We start from the raw sequence: 26,753 nt of genomic DNA, 5'->3' as shown, positions 1-26,753 counted from the left end.
GCCTTGGCGGCCAACGCCCAGGCCTGCGCAGGTGGGCGGCCGCGGCGATGCTTGTCGCCGCAACGGGCGCTCAAGCAGCGGCGCCGCAGTTCTTCTTCGACGACTTCAGCTACGCCGACACGGCGGCAATGTTCCAGCAAGGGTGGACGGCGCGCAGCGCGGCTGGCCATCCGGGGCTGCCGGGTGCACGCTGGGCGCCGGAGGCGCTGAGCCTCGTCGACGGCAAGCTTCGCCTGCGCGGCACGACCGACGGCACCGGTGCGGGCACGACGCAGGTGCAGGTCTGTCACCAGCGCAAGTACCTGGGCGGCACCTACGCCGCGCGTGTGCGCTTCAGCGATCAGCCGGTGAGCGGCGCCGACGGTGATCCGGTGATCCAGACCTTCTACGTGGTGAGCCCGCTGAAGCACGATTTCGATCCCGAGTTCAGCGAGCTGGATTGGGAATACCTGCCCAACGGTGGCTGGGGCAGCGAGAAGACGCGGATCTACGGCATCACCTGGCAGACGGTGCGGTTGGACCCCTGGCTTGCCTTCAACCAGCAGCATGAGGAATTCGGTCCATTGGGCGCGCCGGGCAAGGACTGGCACACGCTGGTGATGCAGGTCGCCGACGGCCGCACGCACTGGTTCATCGACGGCCGCAAGGTCGACCAACACGGCGGCCGGAACTATCCGGTGGTGCCGATGTCGATCAACTTCAACCTGTGGTTCTCTCCCGAGGGCCCGCTGCCGCAGGGGCCGGCGGGCGGCCCGCCGCGCGTGTACGAAGAGGACGTCGACTGGGTCTTCCATGCGAAGGACGCGGTGCTGAGCCCAGCCGCGGTGGACGCGCAGGTGAAGCGCTGGCGTGCCGGCGGCGTTGCGCGACTGGACCAGGTGCAGGCCGCCGAGCCGGCGCTCGAGAGCCGCTGCGACTTCTGATCCTTCCGACCTGCTTCCCATGAATGCTCCCTCGAAACGCATCGCGTCGGTCGACGCGCTGCGTGGTCTGGCCGTGGCCGCGATGCTGCTGGTCAACAACCCCGGCGACTGGGGCTACGTCTACGCGCCGTTGGAGCATGCGGCCTGGAACGGCTGGACGCCGACGGACCTGGTGTTCCCGTTCTTCCTGTTCATCGTGGGGGTGTCGCTGTCGCTCGCGATGGGCGCGCGGATCGAGGCGGGTGGCGGCGATGCGCTCCGCGGCACCGTGGTCAAGCGCGGCCTGCGCATCCTCGTGCTCGGCCTGGTGCTGCATGCGCTCGCCTGGTGGTTGATGGACAAGCCGGCCCTGCGCATTCCCGGCGTGCTGCAGCGGATCGGTCTCTGCTTCGCCTTCACCGGACTGATCGCGATTCGATGGCGGGCGACCGGTCAGCGGTTGTGGCTGGCCGTGCTGCTCCTCGGCTACGGCGCCCTGCTGCTGTGGGGCGGCCCCCTCGACAAGGTCGGCAACATCGCCAGCCGCGTCGATGCGTGGCTGCTGGGGCCTCATGGGTATGAGTGGGATCCGGTCACCGGTCTCGGCCATGACCCGGAAGGCATCGTTGCCACGTTGGGCGCGCTCGCAACGACGTTGCTCGGCTGGCGCTGCGGCGAAGCGCTGCGCAGCGGCGCGTTGAAGCAACTCGCGACGATCGGGCTCACGGCCGCCGCCGCGGGCTTCGCGCTCGACGCGATCGGCCTGATGCCGATCAACAAGAACCTGTGGACACCATCGTTCGTGCTGTTCACCGGTGGCCTCGCCGCGCTGGCCTTGCTCGGCGCGCATGCGCTGATCGATCGACTCGGCTGGCCGCCGCTGTTCCGTAGCTTCGGGGTCAATGCGATCGCCGCCTACGCCGGCGCGTGGATGTGCACGGTGTTCCTCGCGGGTTTCGGGTGGATGGCACCGCTCTATGAGCGCGGGTTCGGCTGGCTGGAGCCGATCGTCGGACCGTATGGCCGCTCGCTGGCCTTCGCGCTGGTCTTTGTCGCCGTGTGGTGGGCGATCGTGCGGGTGATGGATGCACGCAGGGTCTACATCAAGGTGTGAGACTCGACCTGGGACCTCGCCGTCGGCCGACGCCCTGCACAGAGGGCGTCGGCCGATCTCATGCCGGGACGGCGATCAATTGGTCAGGAGCCACACGTAGCGGAATCCGTCGCTGATGGGGACGGAAAAGTCCCGCTTGATCGTCACGCCGCCGACCGTGCACGTGCCTTCAGTCGAATTGCATTGCGACAGTGCCGCGGCAATCTGCGGCCATCCGGTCGAATCCACTCCGGTCTTGGCCACCAGATCTGCGTTCACCGCCCTGACAAAGGCGCTCCATCCGCCGCTCTTCGCGATATTGGGATTTCCGGCGCAGGCGCACGCCTGGCCGCCCAGCAGACTGTAGTTGCCGGTGCCGGGCAGTCCACCCACGGGTGGTTGCGTCGGCGGATTGCCAGGTGTCGGCGGGCCCATGCGGTAGGCCTGAACCACGGACTCGGGAATGAAGTCGGGGATCGAGTTGCCGTCGGCGTCGAACGGGACCTGTGTGGTGAAGGTGTTGACGCCGATGTAGATCGTGCCGACCGCGTTGTAGAACCCACCGCAACCCTGGCGCTGCGCCTCGACGCGGTAGCTCACGGGCGTGCCGACCTGACCCTGGTAGGGGTCGTAGTCGTAGAAGACGACCTCGCCGGGCTCAGGCTTGACGGGCATCGAATACGAGAGCGTGATCGCGAAGCCGTTGGTCTTGATCGTGGGCACCTTCAGCAGGTCCGACCCGCGGCCGTTGTTGGTCCCGGCGAGGGTGGCGATCAGTTTGCCGTTGCGATAGATCCTGTAGTCGGCCTCCTGCAGCACGTCGATGAACTGGATGTTCCGACCATCGAAGAGCTGGCAGGTGAAGGGGGCCGGACGGTCCGCCTGCCAGCTCAACTTGGCGGTGTTGTAGCTTGGAGAGAAGGCGACGGTGGTATTCAGCGGACCGGTCGGTGCACTGACGTAGCCTTGCGACTTCAGGATCGCGATCTCCGCCTCGATGCGGGCGATGAGTTCCCTTGCGCGATCGTCCTGGCTGCGACTGTTGTCCTTGCCCAGCCCTTCCAGGTAGGTGATGGCCGTCTGCGCCATCTTGGCCTGCATCTTGGGATCCTTCAGCGCATTCATGATGGCCTGGCCGGCCATCTCGCCGATCTTCCCGAAGTTGGCCTTCAGATATGCCGTGATCACGTCCTGCTCCGGGATCGGCGTCACAGGATATTTCTCCGTCCACTGCGCTTGTGCCGGCACGACCGCGCCGGCAAGTGCCATCGCGCCGATCGCGACGCACAGCGTCTTCTTCAAGTTCATCTTCATTGGATTCACTTCTTTTCCCTGAGGTTGAAATCCCGCGTATCGCCAGACGCGGGCGAAAAAAACGGAGCTCCGTTGTCGGGAGCTCCGTTTCGGCGAGGCTGAGATCAGAACTTGTAGCGCAGGCCGGCGTAGTACATCTTGCCGGCCTTGTACACGCCCGACACCTGCGACCGGTCCGTCTTGTAGACGGTCAGCAGCGGGTCGGTCAGGTTCTGGGCTTCGAAGGTGAAGGTGGCGTCCTTCCAGAAATTGACGTTCAGCGCGAAGTTCAGCTGACCGGCCGCGCTCTGGAAGTAGTCCGCGCCGCCGCGGTTGCCCAGCTTGTAGGCCGACCGGTGGCTGTAGGCCAGGCGGGCGCTCAGCAGGTCGTTCTCGAAGTAGGCGCCCAGGTTGTAGACGTCCTTCGAGGTGCCGTACAGCGAGCAGTCCTCGGCCACGGTGCCGTTGCAGGTGCCCGCCATGTCCTTGCGGGTGATGCGGCCGTTGGTGTGCGTGAGGTTCACGTCCAGGCCGAATCCGCCGAACAGCGCTTGCTGGTACTGCGCCTCCAGCCCCGTCAGGCGGCCATTGGTGTTGAGCGGGGTCGACACCTTGTAGGCCTCCACCGGGCTGCCCGGCTTGGAGTTGTTGGCATACATCATCGTGCTCGAGCCGTAGCCGATCACGCCGTTGAGCTGGCTGGCGAAGGCGCCAACAGACAGCAGCGACTTGGGCTGGAAGTACCACTCCAGCGACAGGTCGATGTTGGTGGCCTTGGTCGGCTTCAGGAACGGGTTGCTGGCCGAGCCGTCATGCTGCAGGTCGCGCAGTTCGCTGCCGGCCATCTGGCCGTAGTCCGGACGCGACATCGAACGGTTGATCGAGAACCGGCCGATCACGTCCCGCGAGAACTCGCCGCGCAGGTTCAGGCTGGGCAGCACGTCGGTGAAGCTCTGCTGGTAGCGCGGCAGGCCGCCGGGCAGGAAGGCGGTGATGTCGTCCTTGGTGCGCACGATGCGCACGCCGATGTTGCCGCTGACTGCATCCGTGGGCTGCAGGTTGGCCATGACGTAGCCCGCTTGCGTGTCCTCTTTGATGTCGTAGTTCAGCTGCGTGGCCGGCGTGTTGAACTGGGCGTATTTGGCCACCCATTGCGCGACGTAGGCATTGCTGACCTTGAACGGCGAGAAGCCCGGCGTGGGGTTGGCCGGCAGGCTGCCGTACCAGTCCGACGGGAAGTTGCCGATCGCGCTGCTGGGGATCTGCGACTCGTCGGACGCGCCGGCGGCGAGTGTCATCAGCAGACGATCGACCTTGCGCTGGTGGTCCGTGGCACGGGCGCCGAAACGGATCGACGGGACGTACTCGTTGTTCAGCTTCAGGTCGGCGTCGAACTGGCCGTAGGTTTCCTTGTCGACCGACTTGGTCTTGCTGCCCCAGCCACCGATGCCGAAGCCGGCCGGGGTGAACTTGCTGCCGCCGGGCACGTTCAGCACGAAGATGCCGTCCGGACGCAGCGTGTAGCCGGCACCCTGGTCCCAGCCGCTCAGCAGCTCGAAGCCGACGTCGGTCGTGCGGCCGCTGCCTTGCGTGTGGCCGATCTTCCCGGTGACGGTCAGATCGTCGTTGACGACCCACTTGCCGTCCAGGTTGACGAACTTGGAGTCCGTCTTGGCGTCAGGACGAGCCGCGACGTCCTCGACCGCCGAATACGCGCCGGCCGTGCCGCCCGGCAGACCGTTGAACGCGTTGCCCGGGTAGAAGATCGAGGTGACCGTATTGCCCGAGACCGTGTACCCGGCCTGTGGCAGCGGATAGTTGCCGCTCCAGCCCGCGCCATTGGCCGCGTTCGTCAGCCCGGCCATGAAGTTGGTGTTGTAGTTCTTGGCGTCCAGCTTCGAGTAGAAGCCCGACAGGTTGAAGCTCAACGTGTTCGTCGGGCGCAGTTCGGCCTCGATGTAGCCGCCCTGGCGTTTGCGTTCCTGTTCGAACAGCACGGCGCCGCTCAGGTAGCTGACGTTCTTGCCGGCCAGCGCGGGATCCGGATAGTTGGCGGGGTACTTGTCCCACCAGACACCTTCGGAGCCGGCGCGCTGCAGATGGCGCTCCTGCGAGAACACCTGGCCCATGATGCCGAAGGTGTTGGACTCGTTCTTCCAGTGGAGCAGGGCGCTCAGGGCCGGATCGTTCTTCTTGGCCGCGTCGGAGCGGGCCACTTCCGCCGACACCACGCCACCGAAGCTTTCCTTGAAGTCCAGCGGGTGACGGGTCTGGATGTCCACCGTGCCCGCGGCGCCGCCTTCCGGCAGATCAGCCTGGGAAGACTTGTGAACGATCACGCGGCCGATCAGGTCGGAGGGCAGCAGCGTGAACGTGACGCTGCGGCCGCCGGCCGAGATGTTCGGGCCGTACCAGTCGCCTGTCGAGACCAGGTGGCCGTTCAACGTCGTCAGCGTGTACTGCGAGTGGATGCCGCGCATCTGCACGTGCTCGTTCTCGCCGAAGGAGCCTTCGTTCGAGCCGGCGCTGGTCGTCGACACGCCAGGCACGCGCTGCAGCGAATCGGCGATGTTCTTGTCGGGCATCTTGCCCACGTCCTCGGCGGTGATCACTTCCACCAGCGATTCGGCATTGCGCTTCTGATTCAGCGACTGCTGGACGGAGGCGCGGATGCCGGTGACGATCACCTGTTCCAGTTGGCTGTCCGCCTTCTTGTCGCTCTTCTCGTCTTTTTTCTGTTCTTGCGCCTGCACGGCAAACGCCGCGCCAAGCAGCGCCAGCGTCACCGCCGCCGCGATTGGGGTCTTGTTGACCTTCATGATGAACTGCTCCTCGAGTGGCCAGGGAGTTGTGGCCGTGATGAAGACTTGGCACCTGAAATCACGACACCCTTCGGCGGAGTGGCATGCAGCTGGCGCCCCCGATACACCTCAATGCAACCAATGCCATGCCACTATAACGAGCGGTAAAGCCACTTTGCTACCAGTTCGACGCCGGTGTTTTCCCTGCTGTGGCATCGCCGCGACCCGCATGGACAGCGGTGTCCGGGTGTGTATCCATCCGAGTGGTGCCCCCGCTGGCTGGGTGGGTGGATGAGACCACTTGGTCACAGATTGGTATTAAGAGTGGTCCGCGCCACCCTGCGGTTGTGCGTGCGCTGGGGCACATTCCGTGGCGATGCGTCTCTATCTGGTGGCGATGTGTCTGCGCCGGCTGGAGAGGGCGTCAATCGCACGCAGACCGTTTTCGGAGCAATTTTTGTTTGCGCCAAAAAATAACGGTGCTATAGTCGTGGGCTTGCCTTGGAGGGGTGGCCGAGTGGTTAAAGGCAGCAGACTGTAAATCTGCCCGCTAACGCGTACGCTGGTTCGAATCCAGCCTCCTCCACCAAGGCAGACCAATGCAAGAGCAACGAAGCGGGTGATCGTCACCCGCTTCGCGGTTCGAGCGGTTGGGATTGGAAAACTCCCGGGCGGGAGTAGTTCAATGGTAGAACCTTAGCCTTCCAAGCTAATGACACGGGTTCGATTCCCGTTTCCCGCTCCATCGGAAGTTGAAGGTGTTGTGTCGAGAGATCGACACAGGTTTGCTGATAAGGTCATCAATCCTGTGTCGATGCCCATGTGGCTCAGTGGTAGAGCACTCCCTTGGTAAGGGAGAGGTCGCGCGTTCGATCCGCGCCATGGGCACCACCTCTCTTCTATCCCGTTTCTTGATTGATCTGATCGCCAGGAGCGCATGATGGCAAAAGGCAAGTTTGAACGTACCAAGCCGCACGTGAACGTGGGCACGATTGGCCACGTTGACCATGGCAAGACCACGCTGACGGCCGCGATCGCGACCGTGCTGTCGAAGAAGTTCGGCGGCGAAGCGAAGGCGTACGACCAGATCGACGCGGCGCCGGAAGAAAAGGCGCGTGGCATCACGATCAACACCGCGCACGTCGAGTACGAGACGGCCAACCGCCACTACGCGCACGTTGACTGCCCGGGCCACGCTGACTATGTGAAGAACATGATCACGGGCGCGGCACAGATGGACGGCGCGATCCTGGTGTGCTCGGCCGCTGACGGCCCGATGCCCCAGACCCGCGAGCACATCCTGCTGGCACGTCAGGTCGGTGTGAAGTTCATCATCGTCTTCCTGAACAAGTGCGACATGGTGGACGACGCCGAGCTGCTGGAGCTGGTGGAAATGGAAGTCCGCGAGCTGCTGAGCAAGTACGACTTCCCCGGCGACGACACCCCGATCATCAAGGGTTCGGCCAAGCTGGCGCTGGAAGGCGACACGGGCGACCTGGGCGAGCAGGCCATCATGCGCCTGGCTGACGCGCTGGACACCTACATCCCCCAGCCTGACCGTGCCGTTGACGGCGCGTTCCTGCTGCCGGTGGAAGACGTGTTCTCGATCTCGGGCCGCGGCACCGTGGTGACGGGTCGTGTCGAGCGCGGCATCATCAAGGTCGGCGAGGAAATCGAGATCGTCGGTATCCGCGAAGTCCAGAAGACGACCGTGACCGGCGTGGAAATGTTCCGCAAGCTGCTGGATCAGGGTCAGGCTGGCGACAACGTCGGTATCCTGCTGCGCGGCACCAAGCGTGAAGACGTCGAGCGCGGCCAAGTGCTGGCCAAGCCCGGCTCGATCAAGCCGCACACCCACTTCACCGCTGAGATCTATGTTCTGAGCAAGGAAGAGGGCGGCCGTCACACCCCGTTCTTCAACAACTACCGTCCCCAGTTCTACTTCCGCACGACGGACGTGACCGGTGCCGTGGAGCTGCCGAAGGACAAGGAAATGGTCATGCCTGGCGACAACGTCAGCATCACCGTGAAGCTGATCGCTCCGATCGCCATGGAGCAGGGTCTGCGCTTCGCCATCCGTGAAGGCGGTCGTACCGTCGGCTCGGGCGTCGTGGCGACGATCATCGAGTAATTCAGTTAGAGGCCACAGGGGCATAGCTCAATTGGCAGAGCGTCGGTCTCCAAAACCGAAGGTTGGGGGTTCGAGACCCTCTGCCCCTGCCAACGATCAGCGATAAGCGAACGTTGGTCCTAGTGGTCAAGCCAAGCCCGCGGGAGTCATCTCGGCGGGCTTTGGTGCTGGTGGATCCGCTCAAATGTTTGGGTGGATGAATGCCGCGACGCGGGTCGTGGCACGGAAGTGAGTTCAATGTCCAATCCTCAAGTCGAAACCGTCACGACGGGCGCCGACAAGGTCAAGCTGGCCGGCGCCGTGGTGCTGCTGATCGCGGCGATCGTGGCGTTCTACGTGCTGAGCAAGCAAGGTCCGTGGGTGCAGTGGGGCGCCCTGCTGGCGTTGCTGGCTGCGGCAGTGGCCGCGTTCTTCACGTCGGAGTCCGGCAAGTCGCTGATCGCCTACGGGCAGGATTCGATCAAGGAAGTGGGCAAGGTGGTCTGGCCGACCCGCAAGGAAGCCGGCCAGATGACGTTGTACGTGTTCGTGTTCGTCGTGGTGATGGCGCTGTTCCTGTGGCTCACCGACAAGACGCTGGAGTGGGTGTTCTACGACCTGATCCTGGGTTGGAAGCGCTGAGCGAGAACGGATAGGGACCAAGATGAGCGAAGATCAAAACGTCGTTGCGACCGAGTCGACCGCGCCCGCTGGCCCGGCCAAGCGCTGGTACGTCGTCCACGCCTATTCCGGCATGGAAAAGGCAGTGGAGCGCAATCTGCGTGAACGCATCGATCGTGCCGGCATGCAGGACAAGTTCGGCCGCATCCTGGTGCCGACCGAAGAAGTCGTCGAGCTGAAGAACGGCAAGAAGGCCGTGACCGAGCGCCGCTTCTTCCCCGGCTACGTGCTGGTCGAGATGTTCATGGACGACGACAGCTGGCATCTGGTCAAGCACACGTCCAAGGTCACCGGCTTCGTCGGTGGCGCGAAGAACCGCCCGGCGCCGATCTCGGAAGCCGAGGTCATGAAGATCGTCAACCAGATGCAAGAGGGCGTGGACAAGCCGCGTCCCAAGGTCGAGTGGATCGTCGGCGAGGTTGTCCGCGTCAAGGAAGGCCCGTTCACCGACTTCAACGGCAGCATCGAGGAAGTCAATTACGACAAGTCGAAGCTGCGCGTCTCGGTCACGATCTTCGGCCGTGCGACCCCCGTCGAACTGGACTTTGCCCAGGTCGAGAAGGTCTGATCGCGCAAGAAGCGTCATGGCGGCCTCGGCCGCCATCGGTCGTTTCAGGAATATGAGCTTGAAGGTGCTCGGCGGCGCAAGCCGGCACAACCTTCCGTGACCAGTCCGCAACGAGAGGCGGACAAGAGGAGCAAGGGTAAGTCTCTGACCAGCCCCTTGCGTTAGCACTCAGGCGATGCGGCGAGGCCGTCGCGTTGCCATCAGGAGAAAACATGGCCAAGAAGATTGTCGGCTACATCAAGCTGCAAATCCCGGCTGGCAAGGCGAACCCGTCGCCGCCGGTCGGTCCCGCGCTGGGTCAGCGTGGTCTGAACATCATGGAATTCTGCAAGGCGTTCAACGCCCAGACGCAGAGCTATGAGCCGGGCCTCAAGCTGCCCGTCGTGATCACCGCCTTCGCGGACAAGAGCTTCACCTTCATCATCAAGTCGCCCCCGGCGACCGTGCTGATCAAGAAGGCAGCCAAGATCGACAAGGGCTCGCAGCGCCCCCATCTGGACAAGGTCGGCAAGCTGACCCGCGCCCAGCTGGAAGAGATCGCCAAGACCAAGCAGAAGGACCTGACGGCCGCCGACATGGATGCCGCAGTCCGTACCATCGCCGGCTCCGCCCGCTCGATGGGCATCATCGTGGAAGGTGTCTGACATGGCCAAGCTGACCAAGCGTCAACAAGCCCTGCAGGGCAAGGTGGAATCGACCAAGCTGTACGCGTTGTCCGACGCGCTCAACCTGGTCAAGGAATGCGCCACCGCCAAGTTCGATGAAGCCATCGACGTGTCGATCCAGCTGGGTGTCGACGCCAAGAAGTCGGACCAGGTCGTCCGTGGCGCCGTCGTGATGCCCAACGGCATCGGCAAGACCACGCGCGTCGCCGTGTTCGCCCAAGGCGCCAAGGCTGAAGAAGCCAAGGCCGCCGGCGCCGACGTCGTCGGCATGGAAGACCTGGCCGAGCGCGTCAAGGCGGGCGACATGCCCTTCGACGTCGTGATCGCCTCGCCGGACACCATGCGTGTCGTCGGTACCCTGGGTCAGATCCTGGGCCCGCGCGGCCTGATGCCGAACCCGAAGGTCGGTACCGTGACCCCGGACGTCGCCACCGCCGTCAAGAACGCCAAGGCTGGTCAGGTCCAGTTCCGCGTCGACAAGGCCGGCATCATCCACGGCACGATCGGCCGTCGCTCGTTCGACACCGACAAGCTGGAAGGCAACCTGCGCGCGCTGATCGAAGCCCTGAACAAGGCCAAGCCGGCCTCGAGCAAGGGCATCTACCTGCGCAAGATCGCTGTGTCGTCGACGATGGGCGTTGGTGCCCGCGTGGACGTCGGCACGGTCAACGCCGCGGCCGCCGCTTAAGCTGCATTCAATTGAGGCGTCGCGCGAGTCTGGCGTGATGCTGATGAATTGGTGGGCTGGCTGGAGTTTTTCCAGCCAGGTCATCCAAGACCGCTGGCGAGAAATCCCGCAGTTCTGGGGAGATCGCTTAATCGGAGGCATCCGCTTCCGGCCAGCGCAGATGGCGGTCCCGCTGAAAGGATTCGAATCGCGATTCGTCGCGGTGGGTTCCTGACAGGAGGTCGCTGATTCCGGTGCCCGAGACGCGATGTTCAACCATCGCATCGAGGGCGAAATGTGAGGAGTAGACCTTGAGTCTCAATCGCAACGAGAAAGCAGCCGTCGTGTCCGACGTGGCAGCGCAAGCCGCCAAGTCCCAGACGCTGGCGTTGGCTGAGTATCGTGGCCTCACCGTTGAAGCCCTGAACAAGCTGCGCGTCACCGCGCGTGCCCAAGGCGTGTACCTTCATGTCCTGAAGAACACCCTGGCACGTCGTGCTGTCGCCGGCACCTCGTTCGAGGCTGCAACGGACGCCATGGTCGGCCCGCTGATCTACGGCTTTTCCGAAGACGCTGTCGCGGCTGCCAAAGTCATCGCTGACTTTGCCAAGACCAACGACAAGCTCGTCATCAAGGGTGGTGCCTACGGCGGCAAGGCTCTGGACGTCAATGGCGTGAAGGCGCTGGCGGCTGTCCCGAGCAAGGAAGTCCTGCTGTCGCAGATCGCCGGCCTGCTCAAGTCGCCGGTGCAACGCACCGCGGCCGTGCTGGCTGCCCTGGCCCAGCAGAAGGGTGGCGGCGCCGAAGCCGTCGCCGAAGAAGCTCCCGCCGCGGCCTGATCGACGCTGCATTCGCGTATTCAAATCTCTCTGTATTTAGGAACCTATCATGGCATTCGACAAAGACGCTTTCCTGGCTGCCCTGGACAGCATGACCGTTCTGGAACTGAACGACCTGGTCAAGGCGATTGAAGAGAAGTTCGGCGTGTCCGCCGCTTCGATGGCCGCTCCGGCTGCTGGTGGCGCCGCCGCCGGTGGCGCTGCTGCCGCTGAAGAAAAGACCGAGTTCACCGTCGTCCTGACCGACGCCGGCGCCCAGAAGGTCTCGGTCATCAAGGCCGTTCGCGAAATCACCGGCCTGGGCCTGAAGGAAGCCAAGGACCTGGTCGACGGCGCTCCGAAGCCCGTCAAGGAAGGCATCGCCAAGGCCGACGCCGAAGCCGCCAAGAAGAAGCTGGAAGAAGCCGGCGCCAAGGTCGAACTCAAGTAAGACCTTGTGGGGATCCGGTGACCTGTTCACCGGGTTCCGCACTGCGAGAGGGGTGGTCCCATGGGGCCTCCCCTTTCCTCGTTTCAGGGTTTGTCCTGGGGCGGTTTCGGTTGACAAAGTGCAATCGAAAGCATCGTGCTGTATCATGCACGGTTCTTTCGAGTGTTCTCTGATCCGACTGCAGAGAACGGTTTGGTCGGACCGCGGTCAAGCCGTGCGTCACGCGTGGGGTGCAACGCCCTCCGTGCCGCCCGGTGATCGGGGTTGTCCGCCAGCGGTTGGTAGTGGCCAACCACCAAGCTTCGTGGTGCAACGCCCGAACAGCCAGTCGCCGACGCAGCACGCCTCCAGGCCAGGGGCGCGCTCGACACGGAGTCTTTATGGCGCAAGCAACCCCCTACAGCTACACCGAGCGCAAGCGTATCCGCAAGAGCTTCGGCAAGCGCGTGAGCGTGCTCAACGTTCCGTATCTGCTGACGATGCAGAAGGAGTCGTATGTCGACTTCCTGCAGAAGGATGTCGCTCCCCTGAAGCGCAAACCGGAAGGCCTGCAAGCGGCGTTCCTCTCCACGTTCCCGATCACGTCGCACAACGGGTTCGTGGAAATGAAGTTCCTCGAATTCAACATCGCCAAGCCGCCATTCGACGTTCGCGAATGCCAGCAGCGCGGTCTGACCTTCGCCGCGGCTGTCCGCGCGAAGCTGCAGATGATCATCTACGACCGGGAAAGCCCGCAGCCGAAGACGGTCAAGGAGATCAAGGAGCAAGAGGTCTACATGGGCGAAGTGCCGCTCATGACCGACTACGGCTCGTTCATCATCAACGGCACCGAGCGCGTCATCGTCTCGCAGCTGCACCGCTCGCCCGGCGTGTTCTTCGAACACGACAAGGGCAAGACCCACTCGTCCGGCAAGCTGCTGTTCTCGGCCCGCATCATTCCGTATCGCGGCTCGTGGCTGGACTTCGAGTTCGACCCGAAGGACATCCTGTACTTCCGCGTCGACCGCCGCCGCAAGATGCCGGTCACGATCCTGCTCAAGGCCATCGGCCTGAACCCCGAGCAGATCCTGGCGCACTTCTTCGTCTTCGACAACTTCCGCCTGATGGACTCGGGCGCCCAGATGGAGTTCGTGGCCGAACGCCTGAAGGGTGAAGTCGCGCGCTTCGACATCACCGACAAGAGCGGCAACGTGCTGGTCGAGAAGGACAAGCGCATCACCGCCCGTCACGTGCGTCAGCTGGAGCAGTCCGGCACGCAGCATGTGACCGTGCCGGAAGACTTCCTGCTGGGCCGCGTGCTGGCCAAGAACATGGTCGACCCGGACACGGGCGAGATCATCGCCAAGGCCAATGATGAGCTGACCGACTCGCTGCTGAAGAAGCTGCGCGGCGCCGGCATCAAGGACATCCAGGCGCTGTTCACGAACGAGCTGGACGAAGGCGCGTACATCAGCCAGACGCTGGCCTCGGACGAGACCGCCGATCAGCTGGCCGCCCGCGTCGCGATCTATCGCATGATGCGCCCCGGCGAGCCGCCGACCGAAGATGCGGTCGAGGCGCTGTTCAACCGCCTGTTCTACAGCGAAGACACGTACGACCTGTCGCGCGTCGGCCGGATGAAGTTCAACGCCCGCGTGGGCCGCGACATCCCGACCGGTGCGATGACGCTGTCGAACGAGGACATCCTCGACGTCGTCAAGATCCTGGTCGAGCTGCGCAATGGCCGCGGCGAGGTCGATGACATCGACCACCTGGGCAACCGTCGCGTCCGTTGCGTCGGCGAACTGGCCGAGAACCAGTACCGCTCGGGTCTGGCCCGTATCGAGAAGGCCGTCAAGGAACGTCTGGGCCAGGCCGAGACCGAAGCCCTGATGCCGCACGACCTGATCAACTCCAAGCCGATCTCCGCGGCGCTGAAGGAGTTCTTCGGTGCGTCGCAGCTGTCGCAGTTCATGGACCAGACCAACCCGCTGTCCGAGATCACGCACAAGCGTCGTGTCTCGGCCCTGGGCCCGGGCGGTCTGACCCGCGAGCGCGCCGGCTTCGAAGTCCGTGACGTGCACCCGACCCACTATGGCCGCGTCTGCCCGATCGAAACGCCGGAAGGCCCGAACATCGGTCTGATCAACTCGCTGGCGCTGTATGCGCGCCTGAACGAGTACGGCTTCCTGGAGACCCCGTACCGCCGCGTGGTGGACTCGAAGGTCACCAACCAGATCGACTACCTGTCGGCCATCGAAGAAGGCAAGTACGTGATCGCCCAGGCGAACGCGTCGCTGAACGAAGGCGGTCAACTGGTCGACGAGCTGGTCTCCGCGCGTGAGAACGGCGAATCGGTGCTGACCTCGCCGGAACGCATCCAGTACATGGACGTGGCGCCGACGCAGATCGTGTCGGTCGCGGCCTCGCTGGTGCCGTTCCTGGAGCACGACGACGCGAACCGCGCGTTGATGGGCGCCAACATGCAGCGCCAGGCCGTTCCGACCCTGCGTCCTGAAAAGGCGTTCGTGGGCACGGGCGTCGAGCGCGTGGCCGCGAAGGACTCGGGCACGGTGGTCGCGGCACGCCGCGGCGGCGTGGTCGACTACGTCGACACGAACCGCATCGTGATCCGCGTGAACGACGACGAGACCGTGGCTGGTGAAGTCGGTGTCGACATCTACAACCTGATCAAGTATCAGCGTAGCAACCAGAACACCAACATCCACCAGCGTCCGATCGTCAAGCGTGGCGACAAGGTCGGCGCGGAAGACATCATTGCCGACGGCGCATCGACCGACCTGGGTGAACTGGCCCTGGGCCAGAACATGCTGGTCGCGTTCATGCCGTGGAACGGCTACAACTTCGAAGACTCGATCCTGATCTCCGAACGCGTGGTGGCCGAAGACCGCTACACCTCGATCCACATCGAGGAACTGGTGGTCATGGCCCGTGACACGAAGCTGGGCAGCGAGGAAATCACCCGCGACATCCCGAACCTGAGCGAACAGCAACTGGCTCGTCTGGACGAATCCGGCATCGTGTACATCGGTGCCGAGGTGAACCCGGGCGACGTGCTGGTCGGCAAGGTCACGCCCAAGGGCGAGACCACGCTGACGCCGGAAGAGAAGCTGCTGCGCGCGATCTTCGGCGAGAAGGCGTCGGACGTGAAGGACACGTCGCTGCGCGTGGACCAGGGCACCAACGGTACGGTCATCGACGTGCAGGTGTTCACCCGCGAAGGCATCCAGCGCGACAAGCGCGCCCAGCAGATCATCGACGACGAGCTGAAGCGCTTCCGCCTGGACCTGAACGACCAGCTGCGCATTGTGGAAGCCGACGCGTTCGACCGCGTCGAGAAGCTCCTGGTGAACAAGATCGCCAACGGCGGTCCGAAGAAGATCACCAAGGGCACCGTCATCTCGAAGGACTACCTGGCCGAGGTCGAGAAGTTCCACTGGTTCGACGTCCGTCCCGCCGAGGACGACATCGCCAACCAGCTGGAGTCGATCAAGAACTCGCTGGAGCAGACCCGTCACAGCTTCGACCTCGCCTATGACGAGAAGCGCAAGAAGCTGACGCAAGGCGACGAGCTGCCGGCCGGCGTGCTGAAGATGGTCAAGGTGTACCTGGCCGTCAAGCGCCGCCTGCAGCCGGGCGACAAGATGGCCGGCCGTCACGGCAACAAGGGCGTCGTGTCCAAGATCACCCCGATCGAAGACATGCCCTACATGGCCGACGGCACGCCTGCCGACATCGTGCTGAACCCGCTGGGCGTCCCGTCGCGGATGAACGTGGGCCAGGTGCTGGAAGTCCATCTGGGCTGGGCCGGCAAGGGCATCGGTCAACGCATCGGCGACATGCTGCAACGCGAGGCCCGCGTGGCCGAGCTGCGCGACTTCATGGACCAGCTGTTCAACCAGAACGGCGGCAAGTCCGAGGAGCTGGCGCAACTGAGCGATGACGAGATCCTCGGCATGGCGCAGAACCTGCAGCACGGCGCGACCTTCGCGACCCCGTCTTCGACGGCGCGAAGGAGAGCGAGATCCGCGCAATGCTGAAGCTGGCCTATCCGGACGACATCGCGGCGAAGAAGGGCCTGACCCCCACTCGCACGCAGGCCTTCCTGTATGACGGCCGCACCGGCGAGCAGTTCGAGCGTCCCACGACGATCGGCTACATGCACGTGCTGAAGCTGCATCACCTGGTCGACGACAAGATGCATGCCCGCTCCACCGGCCCGTACTCGCTGGTCACGCAGCAGCCGCTGGGCGGCAAGGCGCAGTTCGGCGGACAGCGTTTCGGCGAGATGGAAGTGTGGGCGCTGGAAGCCTACGGCGCTTCCTACATCCTGCAGGAAATGCTGACGGTGAAGTCCGACGACGTGAACGGCCGTACGAAGGTGTACGAGTCCATCGTCAAGGGCGAGCACTCGATCGAAGCCGGCATGCCCGAGTCGTTCAATGTGCTGGTGAAGGAAATCCGTTCGCTGGGCATCGACATCGAGCTCGAGCGCAACTAAAGAGAACAGGAGAATCGTATGAAGGGTTTGTTGGACCTGTTCAAGCAATTCACGCCGGACGAGCATTTCGACGCGATCAAGATCGGGCTGGCCTCGCCCGAGAAGATCCGCTCGTGGTCGTTCGGTGAAGTGAAGAAGCCCGAGACCATCAACTACCGGACGTTCAAGCCGGAACGTGATGGCCTGTTCTGCGCCAAGATCTTCGGCCCGATCAAGGACTACGAGTGCCTGTGCGGCAAGTACAAGCGCCTGAAGCACCGTGGCGTGATCTGCGAGAAGTGCGGCGTCGAAGTCACCCAGACCAAGGTGCGCCGTGAGCGCATGGGCCACATCGAGCTGGCCGCTCCCTGCGCGCACATCTGGTTCCTGAAGTCGCTGCCGTCGCGTCTGGGCCTGGTGCTCGACATGACGCTGCGCGACATCGAACGCGTGCTGTACTTCGAAGCGTATGTCGTGGTGGATCCGGGCATGACCCCGCTGAAGAAGTTCAGCATCATGTCCGAGGACGACTACGACGCGAAGCGCATCGAGTTCGGTGACGAGTTCATCGCGCTGATGGGCGCCGAAGGCATCCAGAAGCTGCTGGCGGAAATGGATCTCGACGTCGAGATCGACCGCCTGCGCAACGACATGACCGGCTCCGAGCTGAAGATCAAGAAGAACTCCAAGCGCCTCAAGGTGATGGAAGCCTTCAAGCGCTCGGGCATCAAGCCGAACTGGATGGTGCTGGAAGTGCTGCCGGTGCTGCCGCCGGACCTGCGTCCGCTGGTGCCGCTGGACGGAGGTCGCTTCGCGACCTCGGACCTGAACGACCTGTACCGCCGCGTCATCAACCGCAACAACCGCCTGGCCCGTCTGCTCGAGCTGAAGGCCCCTGAGATCATCGTGCGCAACGAAAAGCGCATGCTGCAGGAAGCCGTCGACTCGCTGCTGGACAACGGTCGCCGCGGCAAGGCGATGACCGGCGCAAACAAGCGTGCCCTCAAGTCGCTGGCCGACATGATCAAGGGCAAGAGCGGTCGTTTCCGTCAGAACTTGCTGGGCAAGCGCGTCGACTACTCGGGTCGTTCGGTCATCACCGTGGGCCCGACGCTCAAGCTGCACCAGTGCGGCCTGCCGAAGCTGATGGCGCTGGAGCTGTTCAAGCCCTTCATCTTCTCGCGCCTGGAAGCGATGGGCATCGCGACCACGATCAAGGCCGCGAAGAAGGAAGTCGAGAGCGGCACCCCCGTCGTCTGGGACATCCTGGAAGAGGTCATCAAGGAGCATCCGGTCCTGCTGAACCGCGCGCCGACGCTGCACCGCCTGGGCATCCAGGCGTTCGAGCCGGTGCTGATCGAAGGCAAGGCGATCCAGCTGCACCCGCTGGTCTGCGCGGCGTTCAACGCCGACTTCGACGGTGACCAGATGGCCGTCCACGTGCCGCTGTCCATCGAAGCGCAGATGGAAGCCCGCGTGCTGATGCTGGCGTCGAACAACGTGCTGTTCCCGGCCTCGGGCGAGCCGTCGATCGTGCCGTCGCAGGACGTGGTGCTGGGTCTGTACTACGCGACCCGCGAACGCACCAACGGCAAGGGCGAGGGCATGGTCTTCTCGGACATCCCCGAGATGATCCGCGCGCTGGAAAACGGCGCGGTGGAGATCACCGCCAAGATCAGCGTGCGCCTGGTCGAGTACGTCAAGGAAGGCGAGGAATGGGTTGCCCAGACCAAGCTGACCGACACGACCGTCGGCCGTGCGCTGCTGTCCGAGATCCTGCCCAAGGGCCTGCCCTTCTCCAACATCAACAAGGCGTTGAAGAAGAAGGAAATCTCGAAGCTGATCAACACGTCCTTCCGCAAGTGCGGCCTGAAGGAAACCGTGGTGCTGGCAGACAAGCTGCTGCAGTCCGGTTTCAAGCTGGCCACGCGCGCGGGCATCTCGATCGCCATCGACGACATGCTCGTGCCCAAGCAGAAGGCCGAGCTGATCGACCGCGCCGAGAAGGAAGTCAAGGAGATCGAGCAGCAGTACGTCTCGGGTCTCGTGACCGCCGGCGAGCGCTACAACAAGGTCGTCGACATCTGGGGCAAGACCGGTGACGAGGTCGGCAAGGTCATGATGTCGCAGCTGTCCAAGGAAAAGATCCTGGACCGCCACGGCAAGGAAGTCGAGCAGGAGTCCTTCAACTCGATCTACATGATGGCCGACTCGGGCGCGCGGGGTTCCGCGGCGCAGATCCGCCAGCTGGCCGGCATGCGCGGCCTGATGGCGAAGCCGGACGGCTCCATCATCGAGACGCCGATCACGGCGAACTTCCGCGAAGGCCTGAACGTTCTGCAGTACTTCATCTCCACCCACGGTGCTCGTAAGGGCCTGGCGGACACGGCGCTGAAGACCGCGAACTCGGGTTACCTGACCCGTCGTCTGGTCGACGTGACGCAGGATCTGGTCGTGACCGAGACCGATTGCGGCACGGACAACGGCATCAACATGCGCGCCCTGGTGGAAGGCGGTGAGGTGATCGAGTCCCTGCGTGACCGCATCCTGGGTCGCGTGGCCGCGATCGACGTCGTGCATCCGGAAACGCAAGGCGTCCTGCTGACGGCCGGCAACATGCTGGACGAAGACATCCTGGACATGCTGGAAGCTGCCGGCGTGGACGAGGTCAAGGTCCGCACCCCGCTGACCTGCGGCACCCGTTTCGGCCTGTGCGCGAAGTGCTATGGCCGTGACCTGGGTCGCGGCGGCATGGTGAACACCGGCGAAGCGGTGGGCGTGATCGCCGCGCAGTCGATCGGCGAACCCGGCACGCAGCTGACGATGCGGACCTTCCACATCGGTGGTGCGGCGTCGCGTGCGGCGGTGGCCTCGAGCGTCGAAGCGAAGTCGGACGGCATCATCGGTTTCAACGCCACGATGCGCTACGTCACGAACGGCAAGGGCGAACTGGTGGTGATTTCGCGTTCCGGCGAAATCGTCATCTCGGATCCGCACGGCCGTGAGCGCGAGCGTCACAAGGTGCCTTACGGCGCCCTGCTGAACATCAAGGCGGACCAGACCATCAAGGCCGGCACGATCCTGGCGACCTGGGACCCGCTGACCCGCCCGATCATCACGGAATTCGCCGGTCAGGCGAAGTTCGAGAACGTCGAGGAAGGCGTCACCGTGGCCAAGCAGGTCGACGAGGTGACGGGCTTGTCCACGCTGGTCGTGATCGACCCGAAGCGCCGCGGCGCAGCCAAGGTCATCCGCCCGCAGGTCAAGCTGCTGGACGCCAATGGCCAGGAAGTGAAGATCCCCGGCACCGATCACTCGGTGACGATCGGATTCCAGGTCGGCTCGCTGGTCCAGATCCGCGACGGTCAGGAGCTGGCTCCTGGTGAAGTGCTGGCGCGTATCCCGGTGGAAGGTCAGAAGACCCGCGACATTACCGGCGGTCTGCCGCGTGTCGCCGAGCTCTTCGAAGCCCGCTCGCCGAAGGACGCCGGCTTCCTGGCAGAACAGACCGGCACGGTCTCGTTCGGCAAGGAGACCAAGGGCAAGGTCCGCCTCGAGATCACCGATCCGGAAGGCCGCAAGCACGAGCTGCTGGTGCCCAAGGAAAAGAACATCCTGGTGCACGAAGGCCAGGTGGTGAACCGCGGCGAACTGGTGGTCGACGGCCCGGCCGATCCGCAGGACATCCTGCGTCTGCTGGGTATCGAGGAACTGGCGCGCTACATCGTCGACGAAGTGCAGGACGTGTACCGTCTGCAGGGCGTGAAGATCAACGACAAGCACATCGAGGTGATCGTTCGCCAGATGCTGCGTCGCGTGCAGATCGTCAACCCGGGCGACTCGGCCTACATCGCCGGCGAGCAGGTCGAGCGTTCGGAACTGTTGGACACCAACGACCGCCTGCGCGGCGAGGGCAAGCTGACGGTCACGCATGCCGACGTGCTGCTGGGTATCACGAAGGCCTCGCTGTCGACGGACTCGTTCATCTCCGCGGCGTCGTTCCAGGAAACGACCCGCGTGCTGACCGAAGCCGCGATCATGGGCAAGCGCGACGAACTCCGTGGTCTGAAGGAGAACGTCATCGTGGGTCGCCTGATCCCCGCCGGTACCGGCATGGCCTTCCACCAGGCGCGTCGCGCCAAGGAAGAGATGGACGACGCCGAGCGCCGTTCCATCGCCATCCAGGAAGCCGAGGAAATGGCGGCTGTGCAGCTGTCCGCGCTTGACGCGGCCAGCGACGCCGGCGCCAGCGAGTAAGCGCAAGGACATCGAGCCGCTCGCGGCTTGATCCGAAGGCTGCCGTCCCGAAAGGGCGGCAGCCTTTTTCATTGACGCGACGGAATCAGGGCGCGGATGTCGGCGCGTTCAGCTTCAGCCAAGCGGTGGGAGACAAGATGGGGAGCCCGAGCTTTGCGGCGCGTTTGGCCACCTTGAGCACGGCGCGATCACGGGAGATGAGGCTTGTCGGTTGCGAAGCTGCCAACGCCAGGCCGAGATCGATGAACTTCTGGTCGTCAGTGTCGCTACAGCGCGGGCGTGCAATGCCGAGCTCAGGCTCGCCAACGAAGCGGCAATGCCGCTCGAACGCGTCATGGATGCGCGCCGGATCCGGCGCATAACGCGCGGCCACGCCGCGGCCGATCACATGAAGAAGCTCCTCCTTCATCGCCAATGTGGCGGTCCAATGCAAGCGCCGGCTCACTACGGCCGCAATCAACGGTGCCAGGCTAGCCTCGTCGAAGACCAGCCAGTCCATGACGATCTGCGTGTCGAGGATGACCAGGGGCGGGGGCGGCTCGGCGTTGTCCGGATGCAGCGAAAAACGGTGGAAGCGGCGTCGTTCATAGGGTCCGGGAGCATAGCGCCTTGTGTGTTTCGGTTGAACTCGCCTACAATCGCCGGCTCTCCAGCATGTCTTGATGCGTCCCGAGTCCAGGTTTCGAACCGGACCGGGGTTGATTCGAGCGTGGTGCCGCAAGGCGCTGCGCTTTTGTCGCTTGTGGAAGGCCCTCGATTTCGCGGGCTTCCAGAAGGCCAGGGCCGGCTGGGGTTGTGACTTCAAACGGGAACAAGTTACTTATGCCAACCATCAATCAGCTCGTTCGCCACGGTCGTGAGACCGAGGTGACGAAATCCAAGTCGCCGGCCATGCAGTCGTGCCCGCAACGTCGTGGCGTCTGCACCCGCGTGTACACCACCACCCCGAAGAAGCCGAACTCGGCGCTTCGCAAGGTCGCCAAGGTGCGCCTGACCAACGGTTTCGAGGTCATCTCGTACATCGGCGGTGAAGGCCACAACCTGCAGGAGCACAGCGTCGTGCTCGTGCGCGGCGGCCGGGTCAAGGACTTGCCGGGTGTGCGTTACCACATCGTGCGCGGTTCGCTCGACCTGCAAGGCGTCAAGGATCGCAAGCAGTCGCGTTCCAAGTACGGCGCGAAGCGTCCGAAGAAGTAAGGCTCAACAGCCAAGGTCTTGGTGGCCGAGAGGTCATCGAATTTTTGCGGCCCGAGTGCCTGTGCACCGGCAGCCGAGTAAGTGGATCCCCCCAGATGTCGGTGGAGATCCCCGGCGGGGCGAGAGCCCTGACCAACTGAAGCATTGAAGGAAGAATCCATGCCACGTCGTCGCGAAGTACCCAAGCGCGAGATCCTCCCGGACCCGAAGTTCGGTAGCGTTGATCTGTCCAAGTTCATGAACGTCATCATGGAATCGGGCAAGAAGGCGGTCGCAGAGCGCATCATTTACGGTGCCCTGGAACAGGTCGAGAACAAGTCCGGCAAGGACCCGCTCGAGATCTTCATGATCGCGATCAACAACGTGAAGCCCATGGTCGAAGTGAAGTCCCGCCGCGTTGGCGGTGCGAACTACCAAGTTCCCGTGGAAGTTCGCCCCGTCCGCCGTCTGGCCCTCGCCATGCGCTGGTTGAAGGAATCCGCGCGCAAGCGCGGTGAGAAGTCGATGGCCCAACGTCTGGCCAACGAACTGCTGGAGGCCTCCGAAGGCCGTGGTGGCGCGATGAAGAAGCGCGATGAAGTCCACCGCATGGCAGACGCCAACAAGGCGTTCTCGCACTTCCGCTTCTAATCAAGACCTCTCTGGCCGCCTCGGGTTACTACTGACCCGATGGCGGCTCCATGCATTTGGAGTGACACCATGTCCCGCAAGACCCCCATCGAGCGCTACCGCAACATCGGTATCTCGGCGCACATCGATGCCGGCAAGACCACCACGACGGAACGCATCCTGTATTACACCGGTGTGAACCACAAGATCGGTGAAGTGCACGACGGCGCTGCCACGATGGACTGGATGGAGCAGGAACAAGAGCGCGGCATCACGATCACGTCGGCCGCGACGACCTGCTTCTGGAAGGGCATGGACATGTCCTACCCTGAGCATCGCTTCAACATCATCGATACCCCCGGACACGTCGACTTCACGATTGAAGTCGAGCGTTCGATGCGCGTCCTGGACGGCGCCTGCATGGTGTACTGCGCCGTCGGTGGCGTGCAGCCCCAGTCGGAAACCGTCTGGCGCCAAGCCAACAAGTACAAGGTGCCCCGCCTGGCGTTCGTCAACAAGATGGACCGCACCGGCGCGAACTTCTTCAAGGTCGTCGACCAGATGAAGACCCGCCTGAAGGCCAATCCTGTGCCCGTGGTCATCCCCATCGGCGCTGAAGAGAACTTCAAGGGCGTGGTGGATCTCTTCAAGATGAAGGCCATCATCTGGGACGAAGCGTCCCAGGGCATGAAGTTCACCTTCGAAGACATCCCCGCTGACCTGGTCGAAGTTGCCCAGGAATGGCGCGAGAAGATGGTCGAGGCGGCTGCTGAAGCCACCGAAGAGCTGATGAACAAGTACCTCGAGACGGGCGACCTGACCGAGGAAGAGATCAAGCTCGCGATCCGCAAGCGCACCATCGCGACCGAGATCCAGCCGATGCTGTGCGGCACCGCGTTCAAGAACAAGGGTGTGCAGCGCATGCTGGACGCCGTCATCGACTTCCTGCCGTCGCCGTTGGACATCCCGCCGGTTTCGGGCACTGACGAAGATGATCAGCCGATCTCGCGTCAACGCACCGACGAAGAGAAGTTCTCGGCGCTGGCCTTCAAGCTGATGACCGACCCGTACGTTGGTCAACTGACCTTCGTGCGCGTTTATTCGGGTGTGCTGCAGTCGGGTGCGACTGTCTACAACCCGGTCCGCGGCAAGAAGGAACGCATCGGCCGGATCCTGCAGATGCACGCCAACCAGCGTGAAGAAATCAAGGAAATTCTGGCGGGTGACATCGCGGCTTGCGTTGGCCTGAAGGATGTCACCACGGGTGAGACCCTGTGCGATCCGGACAGCATCATCACGCTGGAACGCATGGTCTTCCCTGAGCCGGTGATCTCGCAGGCTGTCGAGCCGAAGACCAAGGCCGACCAGGAAAAGATGGGTATCGCGCTGGGCCGTCTGGCCGCCGAAGATCCGTCCTTCCGTCTGCGTACCGACGAAGAGTCCGGCCAGACCATCATTTCCGGCATGGGCGAGCTCCATCTGGAAATCATCGTCGACCGCATGAAGCGTGAATTCGGCGTCGAGGCCAACGTGGGCAAGCCGCAAGTGGCTTACCGCGAAACCGTCCGCAAGTCGGTGGTCGACGTTGAAGGCAAGTTCGTGCGTCAGTCGGGCGGCAAGGGCCAGTACGGTCACGTCGTGTTCTCGCTGGAGCCGCAGGAGGCCGGCAAGGGCTTCGAGTTCGTCGATGCCATCAAGGGCGGCGTTGTGCCCCGCGAGTTCATCCCCGCGGTCGAGAAGGGTGTCATCGACAGCCTGCCGAACGGCGTGCTGGCTGGCTACCCGGTCGTGGACGTGAAGGTCACGCTGACCTTCGGCTCGTACCATGATGTGGACTCGAACGAAAACGCGTTCAAGATGGCCGCCTCGATGGGCTTCAAGGAAGCCTGCCGTCGCGCCAGCCCGGTCATCCTCGAGCCGATGATGGCTGTGGAAGTCGAAACGCCGGAAGACTATGCTGGTACGGTGATGGGCGACCTGTCCAGCCGTCGCGGCATGGTGCAGGGCATGGACGACATGGTCGGCGGTGGCAAGATCATCAAGGCGGAAGTTCCGCTGTCCGAGATGTTCGGCTACTCGACCTCGCTGCGTTCGGCCACGCAAGGTCGTGCGACGTACACGATGGAGTTCAAGCACTACAGCGAAGCTCCGAAGAACGTCGCCGACGCGATCATCACCGCTCGCGCGAAGTGATGATCTGGGCCGGTGCTTCCGAGTGCCGGCTCGTTTCGTTTTCGATCATCGAATCGTCTTCGCAGTGACTCCTCCCGGTTGCCGGTCGCCGGGGTTTCAGGACACTGCGGAAACGCTAAACCAACAGACCGGACAGATGCTCTTTTTGGAGAATTGAAATGGCAAAAGGCAAGTTTGAACGTACCAAGCCGCACGTGAACGTGGGCACGATTGGCCACGTTGACCATGGCAAGACCACGCTGACGGCCGCGATCGCGACCGTGCTGTCGAAGAAGTTCGGCGGCGAAGCGAAGGCGTACGACCAGATCGACGCGGCGCCGGAAGAAAAGGCGCGTGGCATCACGATCAACACCGCGCACGTCGAGTACGAGACGGCCAACCGCCACTACGCGCACGTTGACTGCCCGGGCCACGCTGACTATGTGAAGAACATGATCACGGGCGCGGCACAGATGGACGGCGCGATCCTGGTGTGCTCGGCCGCTGACGGCCCGATGCCCCAGACCCGCGAGCACATCCTGCTGGCACGTCAGGTCGGTGTGAAGTTCATCATCGTCTTCCTGAACAAGTGCGACATGGTGGACGATGCCGAGCTGCTGGAGCTGGTGGAAATGGAAGTCCGCGAGCTGCTGAGCAAGTACGACTTCCCCGGCGACGACACCCCGATCATCAAGGGTTCGGCCAAGCTGGCGCTGGAAGGCGACACGGGCGACCTGGGCGAGCAGGCCATCATGCGCCTGGCTGACGCGCTGGACACCTACATCCCCCAGCCTGACCGTGCCGTTGACGGCGCGTTCCTGCTGCCGGTGGAAGACGTGTTCTCGATCTCGGGCCGCGGCACCGTGGTGACGGGTCGTGTCGAGCGCGGCATCATCAAGGTCGGCGAGGAAATCGAGATCGTCGGTATCCGCGAAGTCCAGAAGACGACCGTGACCGGCGTGGAAATGTTCCGCAAGCTGCTGGATCAGGGTCAGGCTGGCGACAACGTCGGTATCCTGCTGCGCGGCACCAAGCGTGAAGACGTCGAGCGCGGCCAAGTGCTGGCCAAGCCCGGCTCGATCAAGCCGCACACCCACTTCACCGCTGAGATCTATGTTCTGAGCAAGGAAGAGGGCGGCCGTCACACCCCGTTCTTCAACAACTACCGTCCCCAGTTCTACTTCCGCACGACGGACGTGACCGGTGCCGTGGAGCTGCCGAAGGACAAGGAAATGGTCATGCCTGGCGACAACGTCAGCATCACCGTGAAGCTGATCGCTCCGATCGCCATGGAGCAAGGTCTGCGCTTCGCCATCCGTGAAGGCGGTCGTACCGTCGGCTCGGGCGTCGTGGCCACCATCATCGAGTAAATCTTTTGCTGGTACCCGTCGGGTACCGGTGAGGCGCGCTGCCCGCTTCGGCGGGTGGCGCGTCCCCCACTCGGCGGCGCCATCGCTGCCTCCGCGATGCCTCGCGCATTGCGTCGCTCTTTGAAGGAAAAGTCATGTCTACCAAGCAAAAGATCCGCATCCGGCTGAAGGCCTTCGATTACAAGCTGATCGACCAATCGGCCCTGGAAATCGTGGAAACCGCCAAGCGCACCGGCGCGATCGTCAAGGGCCCCGTGCCCCTGCCGACCCGCAAGGAGCGTTTCGACATCCTGCGTTCGCCGCACGTCAACAAGACGTCGCGTGACCAGTTTGAAATCCGCACCCATCAGCGTCTGATGGACATCGTCGACCCGACCGACAAGACGGTCGACGCGCTGATGAAGCTGGACCTGCCGGCCGGCGTGGACGTCGAGATCAAGCTGCAGTAATGCAGTCGGGCGCCGGAGCAATCCGGCTGCTCTCTGAGAGGCGACCTTCGGGTCGCCTTTTTCTTTGGGCGCACGTGGCGCTCGGCTTGCGGTGTGGTCAGGGTTGACGCTATACTCCGCAGCTTTTCCGCGCCGGGATTTCCTGGCGCGGCTTCGTCGCATCGCCGTCG

Annotated in this window: 19 protein-coding genes, 4 tRNA genes and 1 pseudogene; 21 read left to right on the top strand and 3 right to left on the bottom strand. The window is 63.5% G+C overall.

Features of this window, described 5'->3' with window-relative positions; translation table 11 throughout:
* The first annotated feature begins 47 nt into the window (after positions 1-47).
* Entirely contained in the window at positions 48-923 is an 876-nt protein-coding gene (locus tag ACQ86G_RS04795; protein WP_431259535.1) for a glycoside hydrolase family 16 protein, read from the top strand.
* Positions 924-942: 19 nt separating this feature from the next.
* Positions 943-2,016 carry an acyltransferase family protein gene (locus ACQ86G_RS04790; RefSeq protein ID WP_431259534.1) on the top strand — a complete coding sequence of 358 codons (1,074 nt, stop codon included), beginning with the start codon at positions 943-945 and terminating at the stop codon, positions 2,014-2,016.
* A gap of 75 nt (positions 2,017-2,091) precedes the next feature.
* Here the strand turns inward: ACQ86G_RS04790 and ACQ86G_RS04785 are convergent, their stop codons facing one another.
* Both ACQ86G_RS04785 and ACQ86G_RS04780 read right to left on the bottom strand, forming a co-directional pair.
* The gene (locus tag ACQ86G_RS04785; RefSeq protein ID WP_431259533.1) at positions 2,092-3,309 is read right to left on the bottom strand and encodes a hypothetical protein; all 1,218 of its coding nucleotides are present in this window, start codon (positions 3,307-3,309) and stop codon (positions 2,092-2,094) included.
* Between the two features lie 104 nt (positions 3,310-3,413).
* Positions 3,414-6,107: a TonB-dependent receptor gene (locus ACQ86G_RS04780; RefSeq protein ID WP_431259532.1), complete on the bottom strand. Its 2,694-nt coding sequence runs from the start codon at positions 6,105-6,107 to the stop codon at positions 3,414-3,416.
* 485 nt (positions 6,108-6,592) lie between these two features.
* Between ACQ86G_RS04780 and ACQ86G_RS04775 the strand changes: the two genes are divergently transcribed.
* The 14 genes and pseudogenes from ACQ86G_RS04775 to rpoC all read left to right on the top strand — a co-directional run bounded on the left by ACQ86G_RS04775 (position 6,593) and on the right by rpoC (position 20,786).
* Positions 6,593-6,678 (top strand) — tRNA-Tyr (locus tag ACQ86G_RS04775).
* 82 nt (positions 6,679-6,760) lie between these two features.
* Positions 6,761-6,834 (top strand) — tRNA-Gly (locus ACQ86G_RS04770).
* 71 nt (positions 6,835-6,905) lie between these two features.
* Positions 6,906-6,980: transfer RNA gene (locus tag ACQ86G_RS04765), tRNA-Thr, on the top strand.
* 49 nt (positions 6,981-7,029) lie between these two features.
* Positions 7,030-8,220, top strand: coding sequence for an elongation factor Tu (tuf, locus tag ACQ86G_RS04760; RefSeq protein ID WP_377158110.1), 1,191 nt, complete (start codon positions 7,030-7,032; stop codon positions 8,218-8,220).
* Between the two features lie 16 nt (positions 8,221-8,236).
* Positions 8,237-8,312: transfer RNA gene (locus ACQ86G_RS04755), tRNA-Trp, on the top strand.
* Positions 8,313-8,457: 145 nt separating this feature from the next.
* Positions 8,458-8,841 carry a preprotein translocase subunit SecE gene (secE, locus tag ACQ86G_RS04750; protein WP_431259531.1) on the top strand — a complete coding sequence of 128 codons (384 nt, stop codon included), beginning with the start codon at positions 8,458-8,460 and terminating at the stop codon, positions 8,839-8,841.
* A gap of 22 nt (positions 8,842-8,863) precedes the next feature.
* Positions 8,864-9,448 carry a transcription termination/antitermination protein NusG gene (gene nusG, locus ACQ86G_RS04745; RefSeq protein ID WP_088409116.1) on the top strand — a complete coding sequence of 195 codons (585 nt, stop codon included), beginning with the start codon at positions 8,864-8,866 and terminating at the stop codon, positions 9,446-9,448.
* A gap of 212 nt (positions 9,449-9,660) precedes the next feature.
* Positions 9,661-10,092, top strand: coding sequence for a 50S ribosomal protein L11 (rplK, locus tag ACQ86G_RS04740; RefSeq protein ID WP_088409117.1), 432 nt, complete (start codon positions 9,661-9,663; stop codon positions 10,090-10,092).
* Between the two features lies 1 nt (position 10,093).
* On the top strand, positions 10,094-10,801 hold the full coding sequence (gene rplA / locus ACQ86G_RS04735) for a 50S ribosomal protein L1 (protein ID WP_431259530.1): 708 nt from the start codon (positions 10,094-10,096) through the stop codon (positions 10,799-10,801).
* 34 nt (positions 10,802-10,835) lie between these two features.
* Entirely contained in the window at positions 10,836-11,015 is a 180-nt protein-coding gene (locus ACQ86G_RS04730; protein WP_431259529.1) for a hypothetical protein, read from the top strand.
* A gap of 76 nt (positions 11,016-11,091) precedes the next feature.
* On the top strand, positions 11,092-11,619 hold the full coding sequence (gene rplJ, locus ACQ86G_RS04725) for a 50S ribosomal protein L10 (RefSeq protein WP_088409119.1): 528 nt from the start codon (positions 11,092-11,094) through the stop codon (positions 11,617-11,619).
* A 49-nt stretch (positions 11,620-11,668) separates the two neighbouring features.
* Positions 11,669-12,049 carry a 50S ribosomal protein L7/L12 gene (gene rplL, locus ACQ86G_RS04720; RefSeq protein WP_067278882.1) on the top strand — a complete coding sequence of 127 codons (381 nt, stop codon included), beginning with the start codon at positions 11,669-11,671 and terminating at the stop codon, positions 12,047-12,049.
* 380 nt (positions 12,050-12,429) lie between these two features.
* A pseudogene (rpoB, locus tag ACQ86G_RS04715) lies at positions 12,430-16,550 on the top strand (DNA-directed RNA polymerase subunit beta).
* 18 nt (positions 16,551-16,568) lie between these two features.
* Positions 16,569-20,786, top strand: a complete 4,218-nt coding sequence (gene rpoC, locus ACQ86G_RS04710; protein WP_431259528.1) for a DNA-directed RNA polymerase subunit beta' — start codon at positions 16,569-16,571, stop codon at positions 20,784-20,786.
* Between the two features lie 85 nt (positions 20,787-20,871).
* Here the strand turns inward: rpoC and ACQ86G_RS04705 are convergent, their stop codons facing one another.
* Entirely contained in the window at positions 20,872-21,507 is a 636-nt protein-coding gene (locus ACQ86G_RS04705) for a PIN domain-containing protein (protein ID WP_431261334.1), read from the bottom strand.
* A gap of 101 nt (positions 21,508-21,608) precedes the next feature.
* Between ACQ86G_RS04705 and rpsL the strand changes: the two genes are divergently transcribed.
* From rpsL to rpsJ, 5 genes are all read left to right on the top strand, one after another.
* A complete protein-coding gene (gene rpsL, locus ACQ86G_RS04700) occupies positions 21,609-21,983 on the top strand; it encodes a 30S ribosomal protein S12 (RefSeq protein WP_067278874.1) in 375 nt (124 codons plus the stop codon).
* Between the two features lie 159 nt (positions 21,984-22,142).
* Positions 22,143-22,613, top strand: coding sequence for a 30S ribosomal protein S7 (rpsG, locus tag ACQ86G_RS04695; RefSeq protein ID WP_088409123.1), 471 nt, complete (start codon positions 22,143-22,145; stop codon positions 22,611-22,613).
* 69 nt (positions 22,614-22,682) lie between these two features.
* Positions 22,683-24,785: an elongation factor G gene (fusA, locus tag ACQ86G_RS04690; RefSeq protein ID WP_431259527.1), complete on the top strand. Its 2,103-nt coding sequence runs from the start codon at positions 22,683-22,685 to the stop codon at positions 24,783-24,785.
* 158 nt (positions 24,786-24,943) lie between these two features.
* On the top strand, positions 24,944-26,134 hold the full coding sequence (tuf, locus tag ACQ86G_RS04685; RefSeq protein ID WP_377158110.1) for an elongation factor Tu: 1,191 nt from the start codon (positions 24,944-24,946) through the stop codon (positions 26,132-26,134).
* A gap of 134 nt (positions 26,135-26,268) precedes the next feature.
* Positions 26,269-26,583: a 30S ribosomal protein S10 gene (gene rpsJ, locus ACQ86G_RS04680; RefSeq protein WP_067278868.1), complete on the top strand. Its 315-nt coding sequence runs from the start codon at positions 26,269-26,271 to the stop codon at positions 26,581-26,583.
* The last annotated feature ends 170 nt before the right edge of the window (positions 26,584-26,753 follow it).

The organism is Roseateles chitinivorans (genome assembly GCF_050632145.1).
Lineage (GTDB): Bacteria > Pseudomonadota > Gammaproteobacteria > Burkholderiales > Burkholderiaceae_C > Roseateles > Roseateles chitinivorans_B.
Note: the sequence above shows the minus strand (reverse complement) of the source record. Positions and strands in the feature narration are given on the sequence as shown.